This is a genomic window from Haemophilus haemolyticus (assembly GCF_003490935.1).
Taxonomy (GTDB): Bacteria; Pseudomonadota; Gammaproteobacteria; order Enterobacterales; family Pasteurellaceae; genus Haemophilus; species Haemophilus haemolyticus_M.
In genome coordinates this window covers 218,312-240,512 of record NZ_QQGD01000003.1, presented here as the reverse complement: position 1 = coordinate 240,512, position 22,201 = coordinate 218,312, and the positions used below count along the sequence as shown (strand labels likewise).

The 22,201-nt window shown below is 38.2% G+C and carries 20 protein-coding genes, 4 tRNA genes and 1 pseudogene; 12 read left to right on the top strand and 13 right to left on the bottom strand.

Features of this window, described 5'->3' with window-relative positions; genetic code table 11:
- Positions 1 to 54: 54 nt before the first annotated feature.
- Positions 55 to 1,092, bottom strand: coding sequence for a CYTH domain-containing protein (locus DV417_RS05285; RefSeq protein WP_118878980.1), 1,038 nt, complete (start codon positions 1,090 to 1,092; stop codon positions 55 to 57).
- A 163-nt stretch (positions 1,093 to 1,255) separates the two neighbouring features.
- Between DV417_RS05285 and DV417_RS05280 the strand changes: the two genes are divergently transcribed.
- The 8 genes from DV417_RS05280 (at position 1,256) to DV417_RS05245 (ending at position 8,099) form a co-directional block, all read left to right on the top strand.
- Entirely contained in the window at positions 1,256 to 1,468 is a 213-nt protein-coding gene (locus DV417_RS05280; RefSeq protein ID WP_118790975.1) for an excalibur calcium-binding domain-containing protein, read from the top strand.
- Between the two features lie 134 nt (positions 1,469 to 1,602).
- Positions 1,603 to 2,283 carry a TIGR00153 family protein gene (locus DV417_RS05275; RefSeq protein ID WP_114891831.1) on the top strand — a complete coding sequence of 227 codons (681 nt, stop codon included), beginning with the start codon at positions 1,603 to 1,605 and terminating at the stop codon, positions 2,281 to 2,283.
- A 24-nt stretch (positions 2,284 to 2,307) separates the two neighbouring features.
- A complete protein-coding gene (locus tag DV417_RS05270) occupies positions 2,308 to 3,570 on the top strand; it encodes an inorganic phosphate transporter (RefSeq protein WP_118856286.1) in 1,263 nt (420 codons plus the stop codon).
- A 67-nt stretch (positions 3,571 to 3,637) separates the two neighbouring features.
- A complete protein-coding gene (locus tag DV417_RS05265; protein ID WP_065249654.1) occupies positions 3,638 to 4,249 on the top strand; it encodes a TIGR04211 family SH3 domain-containing protein in 612 nt (203 codons plus the stop codon).
- Between the two features lie 6 nt (positions 4,250 to 4,255).
- Positions 4,256 to 5,512 (top strand): multifunctional CCA addition/repair protein, encoded by a 1,257-nt coding sequence (locus tag DV417_RS05260; RefSeq protein ID WP_118878979.1) that lies wholly within the window; start codon positions 4,256 to 4,258, stop codon positions 5,510 to 5,512.
- A 64-nt stretch (positions 5,513 to 5,576) separates the two neighbouring features.
- A complete protein-coding gene (gene lolB, locus DV417_RS05255; RefSeq protein ID WP_032825167.1) occupies positions 5,577 to 6,197 on the top strand; it encodes a lipoprotein insertase outer membrane protein LolB in 621 nt (206 codons plus the stop codon).
- 11 nt (positions 6,198 to 6,208) lie between these two features.
- Positions 6,209 to 7,150, top strand: coding sequence for a 4-(cytidine 5'-diphospho)-2-C-methyl-D-erythritol kinase (gene ispE / locus DV417_RS05250; RefSeq protein WP_118879073.1), 942 nt, complete (start codon positions 6,209 to 6,211; stop codon positions 7,148 to 7,150).
- A gap of 1 nt (position 7,151) precedes the next feature.
- Positions 7,152 to 8,099 (top strand): ribose-phosphate pyrophosphokinase, encoded by a 948-nt coding sequence (locus tag DV417_RS05245; protein WP_046939176.1) that lies wholly within the window; start codon positions 7,152 to 7,154, stop codon positions 8,097 to 8,099.
- A 314-nt stretch (positions 8,100 to 8,413) separates the two neighbouring features.
- Here DV417_RS05245 and DV417_RS09610 read toward each other — a convergent pair.
- From DV417_RS09610 to hmrM, 6 genes and pseudogenes are all read right to left on the bottom strand, one after another.
- Positions 8,414 to 8,571 (bottom strand): annotated as a pseudogene (locus DV417_RS09610) (glycosyltransferase N-terminal domain-containing protein); the annotation flags it as partial.
- A gap of 246 nt (positions 8,572 to 8,817) precedes the next feature.
- Positions 8,818 to 11,544 (bottom strand): autotransporter outer membrane beta-barrel domain-containing protein, encoded by a 2,727-nt coding sequence (locus tag DV417_RS05235; RefSeq protein ID WP_118878978.1) that lies wholly within the window; start codon positions 11,542 to 11,544, stop codon positions 8,818 to 8,820.
- Between the two features lie 257 nt (positions 11,545 to 11,801).
- Positions 11,802 to 12,044, bottom strand: a complete 243-nt coding sequence (locus DV417_RS05230) for a hypothetical protein (protein WP_118878977.1) — start codon at positions 12,042 to 12,044, stop codon at positions 11,802 to 11,804.
- A 511-nt stretch (positions 12,045 to 12,555) separates the two neighbouring features.
- On the bottom strand, positions 12,556 to 13,743 hold the full coding sequence (tyrS, locus tag DV417_RS05225; protein ID WP_005668340.1) for a tyrosine--tRNA ligase: 1,188 nt from the start codon (positions 13,741 to 13,743) through the stop codon (positions 12,556 to 12,558).
- A gap of 199 nt (positions 13,744 to 13,942) precedes the next feature.
- Positions 13,943 to 14,659, bottom strand: a complete 717-nt coding sequence (gene sfsA, locus DV417_RS05220; RefSeq protein ID WP_118878976.1) for a DNA/RNA nuclease SfsA — start codon at positions 14,657 to 14,659, stop codon at positions 13,943 to 13,945.
- A gap of 8 nt (positions 14,660 to 14,667) precedes the next feature.
- Positions 14,668 to 16,062 (bottom strand): sodium-coupled multidrug efflux MATE transporter HmrM, encoded by a 1,395-nt coding sequence (hmrM, locus tag DV417_RS05215; RefSeq protein ID WP_118878975.1) that lies wholly within the window; start codon positions 16,060 to 16,062, stop codon positions 14,668 to 14,670.
- Positions 16,063 to 16,104: 42 nt separating this feature from the next.
- Here hmrM and DV417_RS05210 point away from each other — a divergent pair, with 42 nt between their 5' ends.
- Positions 16,105 to 16,719 carry a riboflavin synthase subunit alpha gene (locus DV417_RS05210; protein ID WP_118878973.1) on the top strand — a complete coding sequence of 205 codons (615 nt, stop codon included), beginning with the start codon at positions 16,105 to 16,107 and terminating at the stop codon, positions 16,717 to 16,719.
- A 70-nt stretch (positions 16,720 to 16,789) separates the two neighbouring features.
- On the opposite strand, the gene DV417_RS05205 is transcribed toward DV417_RS05210, so the two are convergent.
- A complete protein-coding gene (locus tag DV417_RS05205; protein WP_046943171.1) occupies positions 16,790 to 17,386 on the bottom strand; it encodes a DedA family protein in 597 nt (198 codons plus the stop codon).
- 223 nt (positions 17,387 to 17,609) lie between these two features.
- Between DV417_RS05205 and rplY the strand changes: the two genes are divergently transcribed.
- Complete coding sequence (gene rplY, locus DV417_RS05200; protein WP_005633680.1) at positions 17,610 to 17,897, top strand: 50S ribosomal protein L25; 288 nt, start codon at positions 17,610 to 17,612, stop codon at positions 17,895 to 17,897.
- A gap of 93 nt (positions 17,898 to 17,990) precedes the next feature.
- Here rplY and DV417_RS05195 read toward each other — a convergent pair whose 3' ends face one another.
- The 5 genes from DV417_RS05195 to DV417_RS05175 form a co-directional block, all read right to left on the bottom strand.
- Positions 17,991 to 18,563 carry a DUF2726 domain-containing protein gene (locus DV417_RS05195; protein WP_118878971.1) on the bottom strand — a complete coding sequence of 191 codons (573 nt, stop codon included), beginning with the start codon at positions 18,561 to 18,563 and terminating at the stop codon, positions 17,991 to 17,993.
- Between the two features lie 151 nt (positions 18,564 to 18,714).
- A tRNA-Gln gene (locus DV417_RS05190) sits at positions 18,715 to 18,789 on the bottom strand.
- A 46-nt stretch (positions 18,790 to 18,835) separates the two neighbouring features.
- Positions 18,836 to 18,910, bottom strand: a tRNA-Gln gene (locus DV417_RS05185).
- Positions 18,911 to 18,938: 28 nt separating this feature from the next.
- A tRNA-Leu gene (locus tag DV417_RS05180) sits at positions 18,939 to 19,023 on the bottom strand.
- Positions 19,024 to 19,028: 5 nt separating this feature from the next.
- Positions 19,029 to 19,105: transfer RNA gene (locus DV417_RS05175), tRNA-Met, on the bottom strand.
- A gap of 303 nt (positions 19,106 to 19,408) precedes the next feature.
- Here DV417_RS05175 and lysC point away from each other — a divergent pair.
- Together lysC and purA are read left to right on the top strand one after the other, a co-directional pair.
- The gene (gene lysC / locus DV417_RS05170; RefSeq protein WP_118878969.1) at positions 19,409 to 20,761 is read left to right on the top strand and encodes a lysine-sensitive aspartokinase 3; all 1,353 of its coding nucleotides are present in this window, start codon (positions 19,409 to 19,411) and stop codon (positions 20,759 to 20,761) included.
- Between the two features lie 129 nt (positions 20,762 to 20,890).
- Positions 20,891 to 22,189 carry an adenylosuccinate synthase gene (gene purA / locus DV417_RS05165; RefSeq protein ID WP_118878967.1) on the top strand — a complete coding sequence of 433 codons (1,299 nt, stop codon included), beginning with the start codon at positions 20,891 to 20,893 and terminating at the stop codon, positions 22,187 to 22,189.
- Positions 22,190 to 22,201 lie beyond the last annotated feature (12 nt).

Genomic DNA, 22,201 nt, shown 5'->3' with positions numbered 1-22,201 from the left:
AAGCTTACATAATGCTTAGAAATATAGCTTACCCATTTGCACGGTTGATTCGCATTATGCCGAGAATCTCATTAATTTGATCATTCGCTCAAAATAAACTCGACTTTTCAAAAGTGTGGTCAATTTTTCAATAGTTTTTTTATTGTCTTTCGTTTCACTATGAAAACGAATCAAATCACGAATTTCAGCAAAAATTCTCTGATTGCTTTCTAACAAAGCTGGTAAAAGCGTTTCTTTTTGTTTTTCTGTTGCCACCGCTTCTAGGATTTTTCCATTTTCATCATAATAATGATAAAGATTAAAAAATGCCCCAACTCGCTCCACTGTTTTCATAAAATCTTGGCTAAAAAATGCGGGAGAAAAGGATAAGGTTTCTTCTAAAAGTTTCTGTTCCATTTTCAACACGGAATTAAATTTTACACAAAAATCTACCGCACTTTCTTCTCGTTCTTCTTTTAAGAAATCACGCCATTTATTTAACCAATCTGTTAAAAATTGTTTTGAGCCCAGCAAATAACCACGCTTCGCTTTACTTGCGCTACTAAAATAAATATCTCTTTCGAAAGGCAAGGTTTCTACAAAATCAAAAAGATCCTGCACATTGCCAGATTTCAATTCAAACTCAATCTCACAAATAGGTTGCTCAGATTCGCCTGCAATAATTTTGCCTTGATCGAACGCCACTTCAATTTTGGATTGTTGAAATTTAACTAACCAAAAAGTGCGGTTAAAATCTGTGGAGAAAATAGGTTGTAGTGTAGAGCTAGGTAATTGTTCAAAAGGATAGAGCTCTCTTAATTGGGCATTAGTTGGCGTTTCTTTTTCGGTTAATGGTAAATTATATTCTGGGCGACTATGCAATCCACCAACAACTTCGCCGTTGGTTTTAAGCGTTAATGTAAGTTCCTGATCTTCTTGACGAATACGTAATCCCATCTTTCGTTTAGCAAGGAAATGATCAGGATAATCATAATAAGTATTGCTCAGAAACTGTTTTTTATGCGCTAAACAAGTAAAGTATTTTAAATGTTCTTCTAATTCATTAAATGCTTGGTCAGATACCGCTAATTTGATTTCAATTTCATTACTCATAAAATTATACTCCCTTCAACTTAAAACTGTTCAAATATACAGATAAAAATAGATAAATCAAGCGTTTTATAGATTTATATTCCTTTAAATTAAACATCGTAAAATAGATATAAAGGGCTATAATTTGACTTAATTTTAAATAACGAATTAATAAAGGATCTCTATGAAAAAATTGTTTCTATTTTCTATGCTTCTAAGCATCACATTGCCTATAAATGCTGGCGTTCGTTGTTCAGATTTTAATACACAAGAAGAAGCACAACGCTATTATGAAAACCACCATGCTTATCATTTGGATCGAGATCGCGATGGTGAAGCCTGTGAATGCTTGCCTGGCGGTAGTAAATACGGCTCATCGCGTTGTAAGAAATATTAATGATACATTGAAAAGATGAAAAATTTGGCTTTTCCTTTTCAGTGAAGGGAGCGCCCCCTAAAATACATTTAATTATTAATAAAAATCGGGTAATATGCGCACGAATTTTTAACCCCTTATGGAGTAAATCACTTATGGCAATGAATAATATTCTCGGATTATTTGCCCATTCGCCTTTAAAACCATTGCAAAAGCATTCGGAAAAAGTCACTGAATGTAGCGATCTTTTAATTCCTTTTTTTGAAACTACCTTCTCAAAGGATTGGGAAAAAGCGGAAGAAAAACGTTTAGAAATCTCTCAGCGTGAACGCGAAGCAGATAGCTTGAAACGTGAGATTCGTTTGAAATTGCCACGTGGTTTATTCTTACCTATCGATCGTACTGATCTCTTAGAATTAGTCACGCAACAAGATAAGTTAGCCAATTTTGCTAAAGATATTGCAGGGCGCATGATTGGTCGTCAATTTGGTATTCCTGAAGAAATGCAGGAAGAATTCTTACGTTACGTAAAACGTAGTTTAGATGCTATTCATCAAGCTCATCGAGTAATCGAAGAAATGGATCAACTTTTAGAAACCGGTTTTAAAGGCCGCGAACTAAAATTAGTTAACGATATGATTCAAGAACTCGATGCAATTGAAGATGATACCGACCAAATGCAGATCAAATTACGTAAAATGCTTTACACCATAGAAAGCCGTTATAACCCAATTGATGTGATGTTCTTATATAAAATTATTGAATGGGTTGGTGTGCTAGCTGACCAAGCACAACGTGTTGGCTCACGTATTGAATTAATGCTGGCGCGTTCATAATCAACAAAACATAGGAAATTAACTATGGAAGTTATTAGTCAATATGGTTCATGGTTGGTGTGGATTACAGCAGCCTTCGGCTTTTTTATGGCTTTCGGTATTGGAGCCAATGATGTTTCAAACTCAATGGGTACATCTGTAGGATCCGGTACTGTAACAGCCAAACAAGCAATTATTATCGCGTTAATTTTTGAATCTGCTGGCGCATATCTAGCCGGTGGTGAAGTAACAGAAACGATTAAAAGTGGCGTAATCGATCCAATGCAATTTGTTGATACGCCCGATATTTTGGCACTGGGTATGCTTTCTGCTTTATTTGCATCTGGCGCTTGGTTATTTATCGCAACCAAAATGGGCTGGCCAGTTTCTGGTACTCACACTATTATCGGTGCAATTATTGGGTTTGCGTGCATTACGATTGGCCCTGGCGCAGTAGATTGGTCAAATATTGGTAGCATCGTTGGTAGCTGGTTCATCACGCCTGTCATTGCAGGTATTCTCGCCTATGCAATCTTTGCAAGTACGCAAAAACTTATTTTTGATACCGAACATCCTCTAAAAAATGCACAAAAATATGGTCCTTATTACATGGGGATAACCGTATTTGTGTTGTGTATCGTAACCATGACAAAAGGTTTAAAACATGTTGGTTTAAATCTTTCCAATAAAGAAACTTTAGTCATTTCACTTGTCATTAGCCTTGTAGGTATGCTGTTTTTCCATTTCTATTTTAAAAGCAAAACATTCACTCAATCTGCAAGCAAAGGTACTTTTGGTGCCGTAGAAAAAGTCTTCAGCATTTTAATGTTATTAACAGCCTGTGCGATGGCTTTTGCTCATGGTTCGAATGATGTAGCCAATGCAATTGGCCCACTTTCAGCAGTGGTATCAATCGTAGAACAAGGCGGTAAAATTGTTTCAGGCGGAGCCTTAACTTGGTGGATTTTACCACTAGGTGCATTAGGTATTGCTGTGGGCTTAATTACTATGGGACAAAAAGTGATGGCGACTGTTGGATCTGGGATCACCGATTTAACCCCAAGCCGTGGCTTTGCAGCTCAATTTGCCACTGCGATGACGGTTGTAGTTGCATCTGGTACAGGCTTGCCGATCTCAACAACACAAACACTTGTTGGGGCAATTTTAGGTATCGGTTTTGCTCGCGGTATCGCGGCACTCAATTTAACGGTTATCCGAAACATCATTAGTTCTTGGATAATCACTTTACCAGCCGGCGCATTCTTCGCAATTATTATCTTCTATTTACTGCGTGCGGTGTTTAATTAATTTATTGCAACAAAAAGTGCGGTTTATTCAGCCGCACTTTTGTTATTTTTATTTTTAAGGAGAAAGCATGAAAAAAATTTACAATACACTTTTATCTTGCGCCTTACTTGGTACAGGTATTGCAACTGCCCATGCAGAAACACAATATGTTACTGAAAATCTCAGTACATTCTTACGCCGAGGTGCCGGTGAACAATTTAAAATTGCAGGTTCAATTCAAGCTGGTGAAGCGGTGAACGTATTAGATCGCCAAGGCAAATACACACTCATTCGCGACAATAAAAATCGTGAAGCTTGGATTTTAAATTCAGACTTAAGCAGCACGCCAAGTAGTAAAGAAGAAAATCCAAAATTAAAAGCTCAAGTCCAAGAATTAACCTTAAAACTTAGTCGTTTAGATGGGGATTGGCAACAGCGTACCGTAGAAATGCAACGTCGAACCAAACAAGCTGAGCAACAAAGTGCGGATCTTTTAGAACAAAATTCACAATTGAAACGTGAACTTGAAATGACTAAAAATAAAAATCGTGATTTAGAAGCGATGCTTGATGCAGGTAAACGAGAAATTGCAATCCAATGGTTTATTTATGGCGGTTCAGTATTGGGCGTAGGTTTACTCTTCGGCTTACTTATTCCTTATGTTTTACCAAAACGTCGCCGTCGCGATGGCTGGGCATAATCACTAATGAAAGTTTATTTGGTTGGTGGGGCTGTTCGCGATCAATTATTGGGTTTACCGGTAAAAGATCGTGATTGGATTGTGGTAGGCGCAGTCCCTGCTACGCTACTCTCTCTCGATTATCAACAAGTAGGCAAAGATTTTCCGGTTTTTCTCAATCCTAAAACAAAAGAAGAATATGCGCTTGCCCGAACAGAACGCAAAGCTGGAGCAGGTTACACTGGCTTTATTTGTGATTTCTCCCCAACAATTACATTAGAACAAGATTTAATTCGACGAGATCTCACTATTAACGCGATGGCTCAAAGCGAAGACGGTGAAATTATCGATCCTTATGGTGGAAAACAAGATTTAGAAAATCGAATTTTACGCCATATTTCTCCTGCTTTTTCAGAAGATCCTTTACGTGTCTTGCGTGTGGCACGCTTTGCAGCCCGTTATCATTCTCTCGGTTTTAAAATTGCCTCGGAAACGCTATCCCTAATGGCGGAACTTGCCCAATCGGGAGAATTACAACATCTCACGGCGGAACGCGTTTGGCTAGAAACAGAAAAAGCCTTAAACGAAAAAAATCCTGAAATTTATTTTGAAACCTTACATAAAACAGGTGCATTAAGCGTTTTATTTCCTGAAATCGATGCCCTTTATGGCGTGCCAAATCCAGTAAAACATCATCCAGAAGTGGATAGTTTTATTCATACCATGTTGGTATTAAAACAAGCGGTTAATTTGACTGAAAATAATCCTATCCTAAATAAAAGTGCGGTCCGTTTTGCCGCAATTTGTCATGATCTTGGCAAGGCTCTTACACCTCAAAATATTCTTCCTCATCATTATGGACATGAGCAAGCTGGCATAAAACCGACTAGAATATTGTGCAAACGCTTGAAAGTCCCAAGTTATTTTCAAGAACTTGCAGAACTGACTTGTGAATTTCATACGCATATTCACAAAGCCTTTGAGCTTCGAGCTGAAACCGTCATAACGCTGTTTAATCGTTTTGATGTGTGGAGAAAACCACAACGCTTTCAAGAATTTCTACAAGTATGTTTAGCTGATACTCGAGGAAGAACAGGTTTTGAAAATAAAGACTATCCACAAATAGATTACATCAATCAATTATTACAAGCGGCAAATGAAGTAGATGTACAGCAAGTTATTGCAGATGGATTTGAGAAACAAGAAATCAGAAATGAATTGACGAAACGAAGAATCTTAGCGGTTAAACAAACAAAAACGAATTACCAAAAAATTAACAAATAAAAGTAACTTTACTCAATTAAACTAAATCCTTAAAATACGCGAGCTTATTAACTTGATGAATAATATGAAAACGTTTAAATTTCTCACCGCACTTTTTGTAACCAGCATACTAACTGCCTGTACGATGGATGCTGAACGTCCAGTTAACGTGCAATATATCGATAAAACGGATGCCACATGGCAACAGCATCTACAAAAGATTCAAAAAATTCAATCCTATCAAGCTAAAGGACAAATTGGTTATATCAGTCCTACAGAACGTTTTTCTAGCCGCTTTGAATGGCAATACCAAAATCCAAAATCTTATACGCTTAAACTCTATTCTTTAATCAGTAAATCAACCCTTTGGATTCAAATGCATCAAAGTGGGATGACAATTTCCGATAACAACGGCAATCAACAATCTGCAGCCAATGCGAAACTACTATTACAAGAGATCATTGGCATGGATGTGCCATTAGAACACTTAGCGTATTGGCTGAAAGGCCAACCGGCAATAAATGCAGATTATCAAGTGGGTACCAACCATTTACTTGGCGCATTTACTTATCATGTGGATGGTTCTCAATGGACAGCAGATTATCTCACTTATCACTCAAATAATTCGATGCCTGAAAATATTCTGCTAAAAAATGACAGCACGAAACAAACTCTAAAAATTCGCGTGGATGAGTGGATTTACTAATGAATACATTAATGAAATCACATCAATTTTCTACCGCACTTTGTCAAAATACAACACAATCAAATGGGAAGCCATTGCGCTTCCCTAGCCCAGCCAAACTGAATTTATTTCTTTATATCAACGGAAAATTGCCGAACGGATATCATGAATTACAAACACTTTTCCAATTTTTAGATTTCGGCGATTGGTTAGAAATTAGTATTCGTGAAGAAGACAATCAAATTCTTTTAACACCAGAAATTCCAAATCTGAAAACGGAAGATAATCTGATTTATCGAGCTGCAAAACTTTTACAAGAAAAAGCCAATATTCAATTGGGTGCAAATATTCATTTAGATAAAATTCTTCCAATGGGAGGCGGTGTTGGCGGAGGTTCGTCTAATGCTGCAACCGCATTAGTCGCGTTAAATTATTTATGGCAAGCTAATTTATCCATTGATGAACTGGCAATATTAGGATTAACTCTAGGCGCGGATGTGCCAATATTTGTACATGGACACGCTGCTTTTGCTGAAGGTGTCGGGGAAAAAATCACTTATTGTGAACCTGCCGAAAAATGGTTTGTTGTATTAAAACCCGATGATTCAATATCGACGGCTGTCATATTTCAAGATCCAAATTTACCACGTAATACACCGAAAAAATCCCTTGAACAACTTTTGAGTGAATCTTATGTAAACGATTGCGAAAAAGTTGTGGTAAATCATTATTCAAACGTTGAAAAAGCGTTAAACTGGTTGCTACAATATGCGCCGGCAAGATTAACAGGAACGGGAGCATGTGTTTTTGCTGAATTTGATAATGAAGCAGAAGCGCAAGCGGTATTTAGACAAAAACCAGAAGCATTTTTTGGCTTTGTTGCGAAAGGACTCAATGTTTCTCCCTTGCACGCAATGTTGAAGCAGCTATCATCAACTTATACTCATCGACAATCTAAACCTGAGGTTTTATAAAATGCCTGACATTAAACTCTTCGCGGGTAATGCAACACCTGAACTTGCAAAACGTATTTCTGAACGTTTATATATTTCACTAGGCGATGCGACGGTCGCACGTTTCAGCGATGGTGAAATCCAAGTTCAAATCAATGAAAATGTGCGTGGTGCGGATGTATTTATCATCCAATCAACTTGTGCGCCAACCAATGATAACTTGATGGAATTGATTGTGATGGTAGATGCATTACGTCGAGCATCTGCTGGTCGTATTACTGCCGTGATTCCTTATTTCGGCTATGCTCGCCAAGATCGTCGTGTTCGTTCGGCTCGTGTACCAATTACCGCTAAAGTTGTGGCAGATTTACTTTCAACTGTTGGTATTGACCGTGTCTTAACCTGCGACCTACACGCGGAACAAATCCAAGGTTTCTTTGATATTCCAGTAGACAACGTATTTGGTTCTCCAGTTTTAATTCACGATATTTTGAAAAAATCTGATCTTGAAAATCCAATTGTTGTATCTCCAGATATTGGTGGTGTTGTACGTGCTCGTGCGGTAGCTAAATTATTAAACGATACCGATATGGCTATTATTGACAAACGTCGCCCTCGTGCAAACGTAGCACAAGTAATGCATATTATCGGTGATGTTGCAGACCGTGATTGTATTTTGGTAGATGATATGATTGATACTGGCGGTACGCTTTGTAAAGCGGCAGAAGCATTAAAAGAACGTGGAGCAAAACGTGTTTTTGCTTATGCAACTCACGCCGTTTTCTCTGGTGCAGCAGCCAAAAACTTAGCCAGCGATGCCATTGATGAAATTGTTGTGACTGACACCATTCCACTATCAGAAGAAATGAAAGCGATCGGTAAAGTTCGCGTGCTTACGCTTTCTTCCATGCTAGCAGAAGCCATTCGTCGCATTAGCAACGAAGAATCTATTTCTGCGATGTTTAACTAAATTAAAACTTCAATAAAAAATACCGCACTTTGAACTGCTCCCATAAAGTGGGTTGTTCATAAATTACTTAAAATATTGAGCTCTGTATAATACAGAGCTCAAATTCTTTAAACTTATTTTTATCAGCTTCTCATTATACATAATGCCTTCTCTAATTTAGAGATAATTAAAAATCAATGACTGTATTTTTCCCAGAAAACTTTCAATAGCTGAACTATCATAACAATTTCCCTGATGGCTCATACTTTAGATAAACCATGTACACTCCAGCCAGTATAAACATCCTTGATCTTGGATTATGTCTGATGATTATATGGAAAGCGTTTAGTTTCAATCACGATCATTAATTTAGGTTGTACAAAATCAATAAAGCGAACAATTGCAGCAGGCAGATCGTAAGACAGATAAAAGTGCGATACGCTCTCGCCAAATGCCCTTTTACACCTGCCGAACCTGTTGGCGTCACAGTAGTACCATTTGATGTTAGCTTTAAAATTGGAATAAACTCCATAACATTCGCATAAACGTTTTCGATAATTGGGCGTTATTCTAGAATAAAATCGAAGAGGACAAAGAAAAGCCTAGGGAGAAGAAAAAGGAAAAGAAAAGGCTAAGCTCACTAGAACTTAGCCCTTAATTTTACAAAGCGGTCAGAATTTTCTGACCGCTTGTTTTAACCTTGTCGTCCTCCATTTTGGAAAATATATGCCGACGACAATTACCAAATATATTTCAAACCAACATATCCTTGATAAGCTTCCTTACCGCTGCCGCTAAACAAAGTGTTGGTTTTGCTTAATGCACGAGTGTAATTCAGATTTGCCTGTGCCGATAACTGTTTACCCAATGGTAAAACGCCGCCGATGCTCACTTCACCAAAGGTTGGGGCATAACGCTCGGTAATACGGTCACGCCCTACCTCTAATTCTGTTTTTGCGCCCATAAAATCGTGCACCAAATTCAGTGAAGCAAAGAAGCTATTGGCGTTTTTGCCTTTTTCGGCATTAAAGCTCACACCAGCCCCAACACGTCCGCGTAATACGGTTTGATGGGTAGATTTTATATCACGAATGCCGTCATTAAATCCGCTCATTTTGGTCTTAAGCAAGGTGAGTTGTGCTTGTGGTACAAAATTCCATCTGCCATCTGCAGAAATCGCAATTTCTTTGCCCACTTCGGTATTTGCCATAAAGCTGAAGCCGTGATTTTTCGCTTTGTTGCCGTTTTGTGCGGTGTATTTCGCCCCAATCCAGCCCACATTTGCGGTGGTGTCCAAATACAAGCCGTTATTGCCATACCAAGTGGAATATAAGCCTAGTGTTGCGGTTTCTAACTTGCCTTTGCCCACCAATTTATCCGCCACAATATAGCCATTTTGGGCGTGATATTTATCGTAGAATTTGTTATCCGCACGGTTGAACGATGCCATCACACCGCCACGGCGAACGCCATTTTCATTGCTGTTCACGAATAAATCTGAGCCAATTTGCACAAATTTCGCTTTCGATTTATAAGCTAAACGATCTTTGCCCTGTTCTTGGGTATAGCCACCGCCTACGCGTGCCCAAGTTTGCGGTGTTAACGGTGCTTGCAAGCTGCCCATTCGGGTTTGCAATTTACCGTTTTCTTGCAATAACGCCTCCCTAGCAATGCGTTGAGTTTGTACATAGCCAGCAATCTGTTCCGCATAAATCATCGGACCGTTATTAGCTGGCACCGCTGGTTGCGGCACTGGCTGAACAGGATCAGGTTGTGGTGCAGGCTGCACTGGCTCTGGTTGCGGTGCAGGTTGTACAGGCTCAGGTTGTGGTGCAGGCTGCACAGGTTCTGGTTGTGGAACAGGTTGTATAGGTTCAGGCTGCGGTGCAGGTTGTTCTAATGCCGTTAACGTCCAATAATACTTATTGCCATGTCGCACTAATTGGGCTTCTCCTGCGTTTGTGGTTGGGGCAGTGCCTTCAAATTTGCCCTTTTCTTCGCCTTTAATTTCCACCACAGGGGTTAATAAGCCACCGTTTTTCTCTACATCCGAACGGGTAACATCACCGAAAATGCTCTCGTTGCCTTGGTAGTAGGCTTTAACGGTGGTGGTACCTTCGTGATTGCCTTCAATAATCAGTTTATCAGTTTGTTGGATATCGGGGTTTTGCCAGAAGGTGTTAACGCGAAGTTCACCAGTGTTTTCATCACTATACCACTCAGGTTTACCATAATCACCACTAATTGTTAAAGTATCATTAGGCAAATTATTTTTAGAAAGATCAATTATGCCTTGATTGTTTCCAACATTATAATCAAGTCGAATATTTGAAGAGGTATTTTTAGGGGCAATATTTAACTCTGCATTTTTATAAATATGAATATAATCAACTTTACCAGAATTACTTGTCATATTTCCGGTTAAATTTAAAATACCTTCCTCCCAAATTCTAATTCTTCCAAAATTACGAATTGCTTTATCTTCGTAAGTGCCTACACTTTCACTGCTTCCCGTTAATTCTTGCCTAAGATCAAGATAATTATCCTCCGTATAATCTAAAGCATCAGGGTTATTTTTATAAGAGCCCTCTAATACTTTTACTTTAGATATATCACCACCCCGTAAATGAAGTTCATCATCACCTTTACCTAAGTAAATATTGCCTTCAATTTTACTACCTAGCTCCAAACTAAGCCGATCTTCATGATCTGAACCAATAAATGCTGCCTTATCTTCTGGAGCAGAAATCACACCGTAAATATCTACATATGAGCCTACTTTTTCACCGCGATTACGGTTAATCTTTTCAACCACTTCACCAAATAAATCTTTACGATTGAAGGCAGAGAAATCAATGGCATCGCCATTTTCGGAAGATATTGCACCGTAATTGTTTATCCTAATATCGGCATAGAGCCTTGGATAAAGTCCCTTAATTTTTTTGGCTTTCTCTTCATCAGATAAGGCTAAAAATGCAGGGTCATGTCTATCCTTTCTAAACTCATCCAACACTTTTATCGCTGTGCCATTTTCACCTGTGGCTTTAATGGAACTATATTTGTTTAGGACAAGATTAAAACCATATTCCGGAATAACTACTCCACCTCGCATAATATTACCCGTATAAATAGCTGTACCAAAATAACGCGTGAATCCAATTGCATCTAAATCTAATGCCAATGCTGTGGTATTTGGATTAACTGCTGTAATAGCTAATTTTTCAAGATGATAAAAAGTGTACATCTTTTCACCTTTTGAATAAATTAATGTACCATCTGCATTTTTATGCAAATCGCCACTGATTTGATCATAGTCTACAGCTGTTGCCAACTGGGAAGTTGACAACGCAGCAATCGCTAAGGCGGTTTTCACCAAACCAGATTTCCCTCTGTTTTTGGCTAATTCTGATGTAACGACAGAATTTTTAGTGAGATAATTATATTTAGTTTTAAAGATTTTGTTCATTTGAGTTGCCTGCGTAATGTTGGATTAATTTAATAAAGATATTTAAGTGTAAAAAAGCTGAAATTACGGTCTCTGAGACCATTCCTAATTTGTTAAAGAATTAGTCTAAGTGTGAGTAATTTCAGCTTCGTTAGATACAAAACGCAGGCTTAAATAGTTAGACAAGGTGTCTAAATACAGGCTCAAGGATCGTTTTGCATTTTTGATAAAATTAAAATAATTGCAATATATGATTATTTACTCCTTAGGTTCTCTTGCTATATTGGGCATAAGCTGAAAACCTGATATAAATCTAGAATTTTCGCTGCACCAATAAAACCTATAAAACCGACTGCATATTTAATGATACAATAAAGAACTAGAGGGAATGATTTTCCTTTTCTGTTGTAAAAGAAGAAACCATTAAAGCCACATAGAACGAATGAACCATTTTCTTTAGAAAATGCAGTTTTTGATTTTTCTACTTTACGTGTAGAACGATTTTTCTCCTTTCTTTTCATAGAGTTTACCTCTCATTACTTTTGTTAATAACTCTCTACACGTATATTGTTTATTCATGAGAATATCCTCCTCTAAGTTAAAAATAAACTTCACAAGCTACAATATATTTTGTGGCTTACGACCAACTATTTCCTACCTCTAATGAGTACATAAACTTTAGTATCCCAGATATAGGCACTTTGGAGAAAAAATTTCTTCTCCAAGGTGTTTTGTTCTCTCTGTAAAGAGAGAACAAGAGGGAGTATACTCCCTCGCGACCGTTTAAAATTTGCACTAAAGATAGGAGGTAAAGATAAGAAGTTAAGATATTGATATTTAATGAATTTTAAGATGCTCTAGGTAGTTTGTGTATTAACACTTTCTTCCATGCTAGCAGAAGCTATTCGTCGCATTAGCAACGAAGAATCTATTTCTGCGATGTTTAACTAAGTTAAATTTCAATAAAAAATACCGCACTTTTATTGCCAAAGTGCGGTATTGTTTTATTTACTTTATTTAGCTGTATCTACTTTATTCAACCGTTACACGAGCAAATTTTCGTTTACCCACTTGGTAAACATTTGTGCCTTTCGGTGCATTGTCTTTTACGTTATCGACTTTTTCGCCGTTGATTTTCACGCCGCCTTGTTGAGCAGAGCGAATTGCTTCTGAAGTGGAAGGAACAAGACCTGCTTCTTTTAATAAAGTGGCTAAACCCATTTCGCCAGAGAACGTAAATTCAGGCATTTCATCAGGCATTGCGCCTTTTTGGAAGCGATTAATGAATTCTTGTTCTGCGGCGTTTGCTGCCTCTTCGTTGTGGAAACGGGCTATTAATTCTTTTGCTAATAAGATTTTTACATCACGTGGATTTTTGCCGTTTTCCACTTCCGATTTTAACTGTGCAATTTCACTTAATGGACGGAATGAAAGAAGGTTATACCAATCCCACATCAGTTCATCAGAAATGGACATCACTTTACCAAACATATCGCTTGGTGCTTCTGTTACGCCGATATAGTTACCAAGTGATTTAGACATTTTTTTCTCGCCATCTAAGCCAACGAGCAATGGAAGTGTAATCGCAACCTGTGGTTTTTTGCCTGCTGATTTTTGTAATTCACGACCAACAAGTAAGTTGAATTTTTGGTCTGTACCACCTAGTTCCACATCTGCATCCAATGCAACAGAATCATAGCCTTGCAGTAATGGATAAATAAATTCATGGATGGCAATAGGTTGATTGTTGCCAAAGCGTTTTTTGAAGTCGTCACGTTCAAGCATACGCGCAACGGTGTAGTTGCTTGCAAGACGAATCATACCTTCCGTACCAAGTTTGCTTAACCATTCAGAGTTGAAGACGATTTTGGTTTTTTGTGGATCGAGAATTTTATAAATTTGCTCTTTATAGGTTTCCGCATTGCGCAATACATCTTCACGGCTGAGTGGAGGACGCGTGGCGTTTTTGCCCGATGGATCCCCCACCATTCCAGTGAAATCACCAATTAAGAAATAGACTTCATGACCGAGTTGTTGAAATTGACGTAATTTGTTTAATACAACGGTATGCCCTAAATGAATATCTGGTGCGGTTGGATCGGCGCCTAATTTTACTTTTAATGGGCGATTTTCTTTCAGTTTTTCGATTAAATCCGCTTCTGAAAGGATTTCATCAGTACCGCGCTTTAGTTCCGCGAGAACGGTATTAATGTCAGTCATTATTATTTCCTAATTATGTTTTTTGAAAGGTTTTATTATAGGGATTCTTGGCGATTTGTGAATAAAAAAAACGCCTATTTGTGGGGAAATAGGCGGGAATGTTGGAGTGATTATCTAATATTGTTGTTGGAATGGTTAGATGATAATTGTTATCAATAACCTTGTCAATAGGTAAATGAAAATAATTCTCAAAAAAATATTATTTTATATAAGGCACCGATTCTGTTAAGGAAAGTGCGGTAGGAATTCCATTAGAAATTTCAAATTGTCCCGCATAAGCATAGGCTTCAACGCCTTGTTCCATTGCTTCTTTTAATAAGCGATCGTATTTGGGATCGATATATTCTGCGATTTTGAAACGATCAAAACCATTATGTAACCCAGCAAATAATACTACTGCACGATGACCTTGTTTTTTCATTGCGAGTAATTCACGGACATGTTTTTGTCCACGCGTAGTAACCGCATCAGGAAACATACCTAAATTTCCTTTCACTAAGGTGATGGATTTCACTTCTACATAACAATCGGGTAAGCCTTCACCTTTCAGTAAGAAATCAATTCGGCTATTTTCTTCGCCGTATTTCACTTCAGGATGAATTTCGTCGTACATTGCTAATTCTTTGATTTGCTTATTTTGCAGTGCTTCAAAGACAAGCTGATTAGAACGATGCGTATTGATACAGCAAAGCTGTCCATTTGCGAGTTGAGTAAGCTCCCAAGAATGAGGATATTTGCGGGTTTGACTATCGGAATGTGAATACCAAATTATGTCACCTTTTTCACCGCACCCCGTCATCGCACCTGTATTTGCGCAATGAATTGTCATCACATCACCAGTTGGTAGTTCAATATCCGCAAGAAAGCGTTTGTAACGGCGAATGAGTTTTGCAGATTGTAAAGCTGGAAGTTGCATAAAGTTCCTTATTTGAGTTTTTCTAAACGTTGTAAAATGGCGTTATCGCTCATGGCTTGCATTTTTTTCATTCTCAAAGCAAGCAAGATTGCGGCGAAAGTGAGTGAGACCACAAAGGCAATCCAGAAACCTTTCGCATCAATGTGTGGCACAAGCCAATCTGTACGACCGAGCGTATAACCAAGTGGCACACCAATTACCCAATAAGAGAAAAGGGTAATATATAAAATGACTTTAGTATCTTTATAGCCCCGTAAAATGCCGCCAACCACCATTTGGACGGTATCTGAAAATTGATAAAGTGCGGCAAATAATAATAAATTTGCCGCCATGGCGATGACAATTTCATCGGTTACGAAAATAGAGGCAATTTCATAACGGAAGAAAATCGTAATTAATGCGGTAATGATTGTCACCATCAGCCCTAATAATAAGGCGGCATAGCTCGTTTTTTTCGCATTTTGTGGAGAGCCAGAGCCCAATGCTTGTCCGACTAAAATCGTTGTTGCCATACCAATTGACAGGGGGAACATAAAAATGAAAGAGCTGGTATTCAATGTAATTTGATGGCTCGCCACAATAGTTGAGCCCAGCGGAGAAAGCATTAGCGAAGTGAGGGCAAATAACGCCACTTCACAACAAAGTGCAATAGCAATGGGCAAGCCTAAACGCAATAATTTTTTTAGGGTTTTAGGATTCGGCATTTCGATTAATTGACTAAATACTTTTAGCGAGCGCTCTTGAGCATTCGTGTAGGAATAGAACATCATCATTAAGCACATTGCCCAGTTCACAATAGCTGTCGCAATACCACAGCCCACCGCACCAAAAGCAGGCATACCAAATTTTCCATAAATAAAAATGTAATTAAGCGGAATATTCAGCAGTAAACCTAAAAAGGTAATGACCATTGCAGGCTTGGTTTTAGCAATCCCATCATTTAAACAACGAAAATTAATCAGCATCAAATAAGCAGGCAATCCCCACAACATCGCATGTAAATAATCGCGTGCTAAATCTGACATTTTGCTTTCCATTTGCATATATTGCAGCGGAATTTCACAGAAATAAATCAGCAAACCTAAAGGAAGACTCACGCCTAACACAAGCCAAATGCCTTGGCGAACTTGATGGGCAATGCGATGTCGTTGGCCTGAACCGTTTAAATAAGAAATGGTTGGAGGCAGTGCTAATAATAAGCCTTGACCGAAAAGCACTAATGGCATCCAAATAGATGCGCCAACAGAAATGGCAGCCATATCAGTAGAACTCACTCGGCCAGCCATAATGGTATCCGCTAATCCCATTGAGTTTTGTGCGATTTGCGCTAACAAAATAGGTAAAGAGATTTTAATTAATTTTTTAATATCAGCGTGATATTGGGATAAAAGACGAAAATTCATAAATTTGATATACTAAGAAAAATTTTTAGAAAAGGAGAAAATATGTTTACTGGAATTGTACAAGGCACTGCGCCTATTCATTCAATTACAGAAAAGGCTAATTTTAGAACACAAGTGGTAAAATTACCACCTGAAATGCGTAAAGACCTAGAAATTGGCGCATCGGTGGCAAATAATGGTGTATGTTTAACCGTGACTGAAATTAACGGCGAGCTTGTTAGCTTTGATCTCATGCAAGAAACCTTAAGAATTACGAATCTTGGCTTGTTGAAAGTAGGTGATAATGTAAATATAGAACGAGCCATGCAAATGGGAACAGAAATCGGCGGGCATTTGTTATCTGGTCATGTGTATTGCACCGCAACCATTTCAGATATTATTGCCAGTGAAAATAACCAACAAATTTGGCTCGAATTGCCAAGTGCGGATGTGATGAAATATATTTTAACGAAAGGATTTGTTGCGGTAGATGGAATCAGTCTGACTATTGGCGAAGTAAAAGGCACGCAATTCTGTGTGAATTTAATTCCTGAAACTTTGCAACGAACCTTAATGGGGCAACGCAAAGTGGGTGATATTGTGAATATTGAAATTGATCCTCAAACACAAGCCATTGTGGATACAGTGGAAAATTATCTGAAAGCAAGAAATTTATAGCATATTAAAATAAGAAGAGCGGCTAAAAAACACTGGATTTTTTAACCGCTCTTTTGTTTGATAACTTCGCTTATTTTTTCGATTTTTTCCATTTCCAGAAAAGGAATAGGGCAAGTAAAGCGATAAGCACATAAATCACCATTTGACCTTTTTGAATTTGAGCATGTAACCAGTCTAAATTTTTTGCGCCAAGTTCCCCTAAATAAACCCAAATTGGCACAGAAATAATGGCAGCACAGAAATCAATTAAAACAAAGCGTGTGTAACTAACACGGCGAGTAATGCCAGAGACCATATAAATTGGGGCACGCAAGCCGGGTAAAAAACGTGCGACAAATAACACCCGATTACCATATTGGCTGAATTTTTCACGCACCATTCTTAAACGTTGTAATGTCACGATTTTACGCATTGGGCGGAAACGTAAAATTTTTGTGCCATAAATACGACCAAGCCAATACATACTAGAATCGCCCGCAAGTACACCAATCATACTGACTAGCAACATCAAATGTGAATTAACGCTTTCTGGATAAAGCCCAGCAATGACACCGCCAGAAACTAACGTGATATCTTCCGGAATCGGCACACCAAATCCACAAATAATTAAAACAAAAAGAACAGCCCAATAGCCGTAATCAGTAAAAAATCCAATCAGAAATTCCATAATCTTCCTACTTTATTTTTTTATAAATATCGTAAAAAACTGCTAAGCATTCTAATCTTTTCAGGGTAAAAAACCTAGAAAAAGTTTGCTTTGAAAAGAGGGATATTCTATAATTCGCCCTCTCAAAGCGTGTCCAGTGCTTGTCTTTGAGAACAATATTTGGAAATTGCTGGGTCGCCTGCAATTTTCTTTCTTTTAACATTAATTTAAAGAGAACATTAAAATGGCATTTAAATTTAACGCTGAAGTTCGTACAGCGCAAGGTAAGGGTGCGAGCCGCCGCCTGCGTCACAATGGTCAAATTCCTGCAATCGTTTATGGTGGCAGCGAAGAGCCAGTTTCAATCATCTTAAACCATGATGAATTAAACAACGCGCAAGCACATGAATCTTTCTATTCTGAAGTTATTACTTTAGTGATCGGTGGCAAAGAAGTTGCAGTTAAAGTACAAGCAATGCAACGTCACCCATTCAAGCCAAAATTGGTTCACATTGACTTCAAACGCGCGTAATTTACAAGTTTGAACAAAGTAAAAAAGCTAAGATATCAGTCTTAGCTTTTTTGTTCTGAGTATTTTAATTATTTCTTAATAAATACCTAAACTTTAATTTTTTATCAAATAACGTTTTAAATTTTCAACAACAAATTCTAATTCTGCTTTTCCATAGTTTGGCTGAAATTCTAAAAAAATCACCCCAGCCTTTCGACAAGCCTCCCGTTTCACTGCATCACGCTTCGCCGCACTATCCTGATAATGTCCCTGCCCTTGATATTCAATTACTATTACTGCATAGCCTTTCTTATCTACAATCAAAAAATCTACTCGTTTACTATTTATCGCAAAATGGGCTTCTTTATCTATTGATTCTAAAAACTCTCCCATTGAAACCTGAGTAAATAAACGGAACTCTTGATAACCTTTAGATAACAACTTTTCTAAACGAAGAAAAAGTTGATATTCACTCTTATTCATCAAGGCTTTTCTTTTATACTTACTCAATATAACGACACCAAGATGATCATTTTTATTCACAATATTAATTTTGTTTTCTGTCGAAAGATAAAGACGACTCTTCTTTGCATTACGACGAGTTGATCTTGATTTAGATGAAAATAAGCCAATTACAAATAAAATAACAAAAATGAAAATAATGATGTATTGCAAAGAAAATTCCATATTGCTCTCCTAAATGAACAGGAAAACAAGATAGCATTAATAGAATATTACTTTATATTACAAATAAACGTGTTTGGGATATGGATTGCAAAAAACCTTAAATAAGGCAAAAAAACTAGCTTTTATTAGAACTATGAGAATTTAAAAAATATGGCTGGGGTACTAGGATTCGAACCTAGGGATGCCGAGATCAAAACCCGGTGCCTTACCGCTTGGCGATACCCCAACAGAGAAATCTTTGATTAGATATAAAGAAGATTTATTTGATAGTATGGCTGGGGTACTAGGATTCGAACCTAGGGATGCCGAGATCAAAACCCGGTGCCTTACCGCTTGGCGATACCCCAACTACTATTTGACTTACAAAGCGATAAATGGTGCGGGACGAGGGACTTGAACCCACACACCTCTCGGCGCCAGAACCTAAATCTGGTGCGTCTACCAATTTCGCCAGTCCCGCAAATTTGGTGGCTACAGCGAGATTCGAACTTGCGACCCCAACATTATGAGTGTTGTGCTCTAACCAACTGAGCTATGTAGCCATTACCTTAATTTGCCTAACCATATCGGCTTTGCGGGGCGTATTATGCTGATTTTGGTGATACTCGTCAAATACTTTTTTTAAAATATTTGGATTTTCCCTTTCATTTGATTATTAATAAAACACATCAATTATTTTTTATACATTTCTACAATATCATATTGGCTTTTTTAGCACTTTAATCGCTATTTCTCTTTTACTCGCTCATCTATTTATTTTTAATTAAAATTTATTTGACAAAAAATGCCTAAATCGTTATTTCTAATGTTCATTATTCTAAAAACACAACATCAAGGAGTACCTTATGTCCCATCTCTCTGTCGCCAAATTTGGCGGAACATCTGTAGCCAATCATGCAGCGATGACGGCTTGTGCAAAAATTGTGATAGCCGATCCCAATACACGCGTAGTCGTGCTTTCTGCATCAGCTGGGGTGACGAATTTATTAGTCGCTTTAGCAAATGGTGTAGAAGCGACAGAACGTGAAAAATTAATCGGTGAAATCCGTCAAATTCAAGAGAATATTTTGAATGAATTAAAAGACGACAGCCATGTTCGTCCAATTATTGAAAAATATCTTGAAAATATTACCGCACTTTCTGAAGCAGCTAGTCTTGCAACCTCTCCCGCATTAACCGATGAACTCATCAGCCACGGTGAAATGATGTCAACTCAAATCTTTATTGAGATTTTACGTGAACAAAACGCATCGGGCACTTGGGTTGATGTACGTACAATTGTTGCAACCAATAACCATTTTGGTAAAGCCGCACCGAATGATGAACAAACCCAATTAAACAGCGATAGCATTTTAAAACCATTAATAGACCGAGGCGAATTAGTCATTACACAAGGTTTTATCGGTCGTGAACCAAGCGGTAAAACAACCACATTAGGCCGTGGCGGTAGCGACTACTCTGCTGCTTTGTTAGCCGAAGTATTAAATGCAAAAGACGTTTTAATTTGGACTGATGTCGCCGGTATTTACACAACCGATCCACGCATTGTTCCTGCTGCACAACGCATCGATACAATGAGCTTTGCTGAAGCCGCTGAAATGGCAACCTTTGGCGCAAAAGTGCTACACCCAGCCACATTACTCCCCGCAGTTCGCAGCAATATCCCCGTTTATGTGGGTTCAAGTAAAGCACCTGAAGCGGGCGGAACTTGGGTTACTCGCGATCCTCAACCTCGTCCAACTTTCCGTGCAATTGCATTACGCCGAGATCAAACTTTACTTACTCTTTCTAGCTTAAGTATGCTACATGCGCAAGGTTTCTTAGCGAATGTATTTAATATTTTGGCTAAATACAAAATTTCAGTGGATACTATCACCACATCAGAAGTGAGCGTTGCACTAACCTTAGATAAAACAGGCTCTGCATCTTCAGGGGCGGAATTACTTTCAGCTGAATTATTAGATGAACTCCGTCAATATTGTTCAGTAAAAGTAGATACTGGATTGTCATTAGTTGCATTAATCGGTAACGACTTACATATCGCTTCTGGTGTCGCAAAACGTATTTTTGATACGCTTCAATCTTACAACGTGCGCATGATTAGTTATGGCGCAAGCACCAACAATATTTGTATGCTCGTGCAAAGTGAACATGCTGACGAAGTCGTTCGTTCATTACACAAATCTTTATTTGAATAAAGTAGAAAGCCTAAAGTGCGGTGAAAAATCACCGCACTTTTTCTTTTATATCATTGAGATTAAAGCTGAAAAAGAGTAAAGTAAGCGACTGTTTATTTGACTAATTTAACCGAATAAAAGGCGGAAATTATGGGAAAAAGTGTTGTTATCTTAGGCGCTCAATGGGGCGATGAAGGTAAAGGGAAAATCGTCGATCTTCTAACGGATCGCGTAAAATACGTAGTTCGTTACCAAGGCGGTCACAACGCAGGCCATACACTTATCATCAATGGAGAAAAAACCGTATTACGTTTAATTCCATCTGGTATGTTACATCCAAACGTAACTTGCTTAATTGGTAATGGCGTTGTGGTTTCACCTGAAGCATTAATGAAAGAAATGGGCGAACTTGAAAGCCGAGGTATTAAAGTTCGTGAACGTTTATTAATTTCTGAAGCTTGTCCTTTAATCTTGCCTTATCATGTGGCGATGGATCACGCCCGTGAAGCAACTCTCGGCAAAAAAGCTATTGGCACAACGGGTCGTGGTATTGGCCCAGCTTATGAAGATAAAGTGGCTCGTCGTGGTTTACGCGTAGGCGATTTATTCAATAAAGAAGCCTTTGCCGAAAAACTCAAAAATATCCTTGAATACTATAATTTCCAATTGGTGAACTACTACAAAGTTGAACCTGTCGATTATCAAAAAATCTTAGATGATGTAATGGCAATTGCCGATGTGATCACGGGCATGGTGGCAGATATCACTACAATTCTTGATACAGCGCGCAAAAATGGTGAGCACATTTTATTTGAAGGTGCGCAAGGTACCATGTTAGATATCGACCACGGTACTTATCCGTATGTAACCAGCTCAAACACAACGGCTGGTGGTGTTGCAACAGGTTCTGGTTTTGGCCCGCGTAATCTTGATTATGTACTTGGTATCATCAAAGCTTACTGTACTCGTGTAGGTGGAGGCCCATTCACAACGGAATTATTTGATGATGTGGGTGCTGAAATTGCGCGTAAAGGTAATGAATTTGGCGCAGTAACAGGCCGTCCACGTCGTTGTGGTTGGTTCGATGCCGTCGCCATTCGTCGTGCAATCCAACTTAACTCTATTTCTGGCTTCTGCATGACCAAATTAGACGTATTAGATGGTTTTGATGAAGTAAAAATCTGTGTCGCATACAAAATGCCAAATGGCGAAATCGTTGAATATGCACCATTAGCAGCGAAAGACTGGGAAGGTGTAGAACCAATTTATGAAACATTGCCTGGTTGGAAAGAAAATACTTTCCGCGTCACAGATGTAAATAAATTACCACAAAACTGCATTAACTATATTAAACGTATTGAAGAAGTAACTGGCGTACCAATTGATATTCTTTCAACAGGCCCTGATCGTGTAGAAACCATGATTTTATGTGATCCGTTCGCAGCTTAATTTCTTTTGATT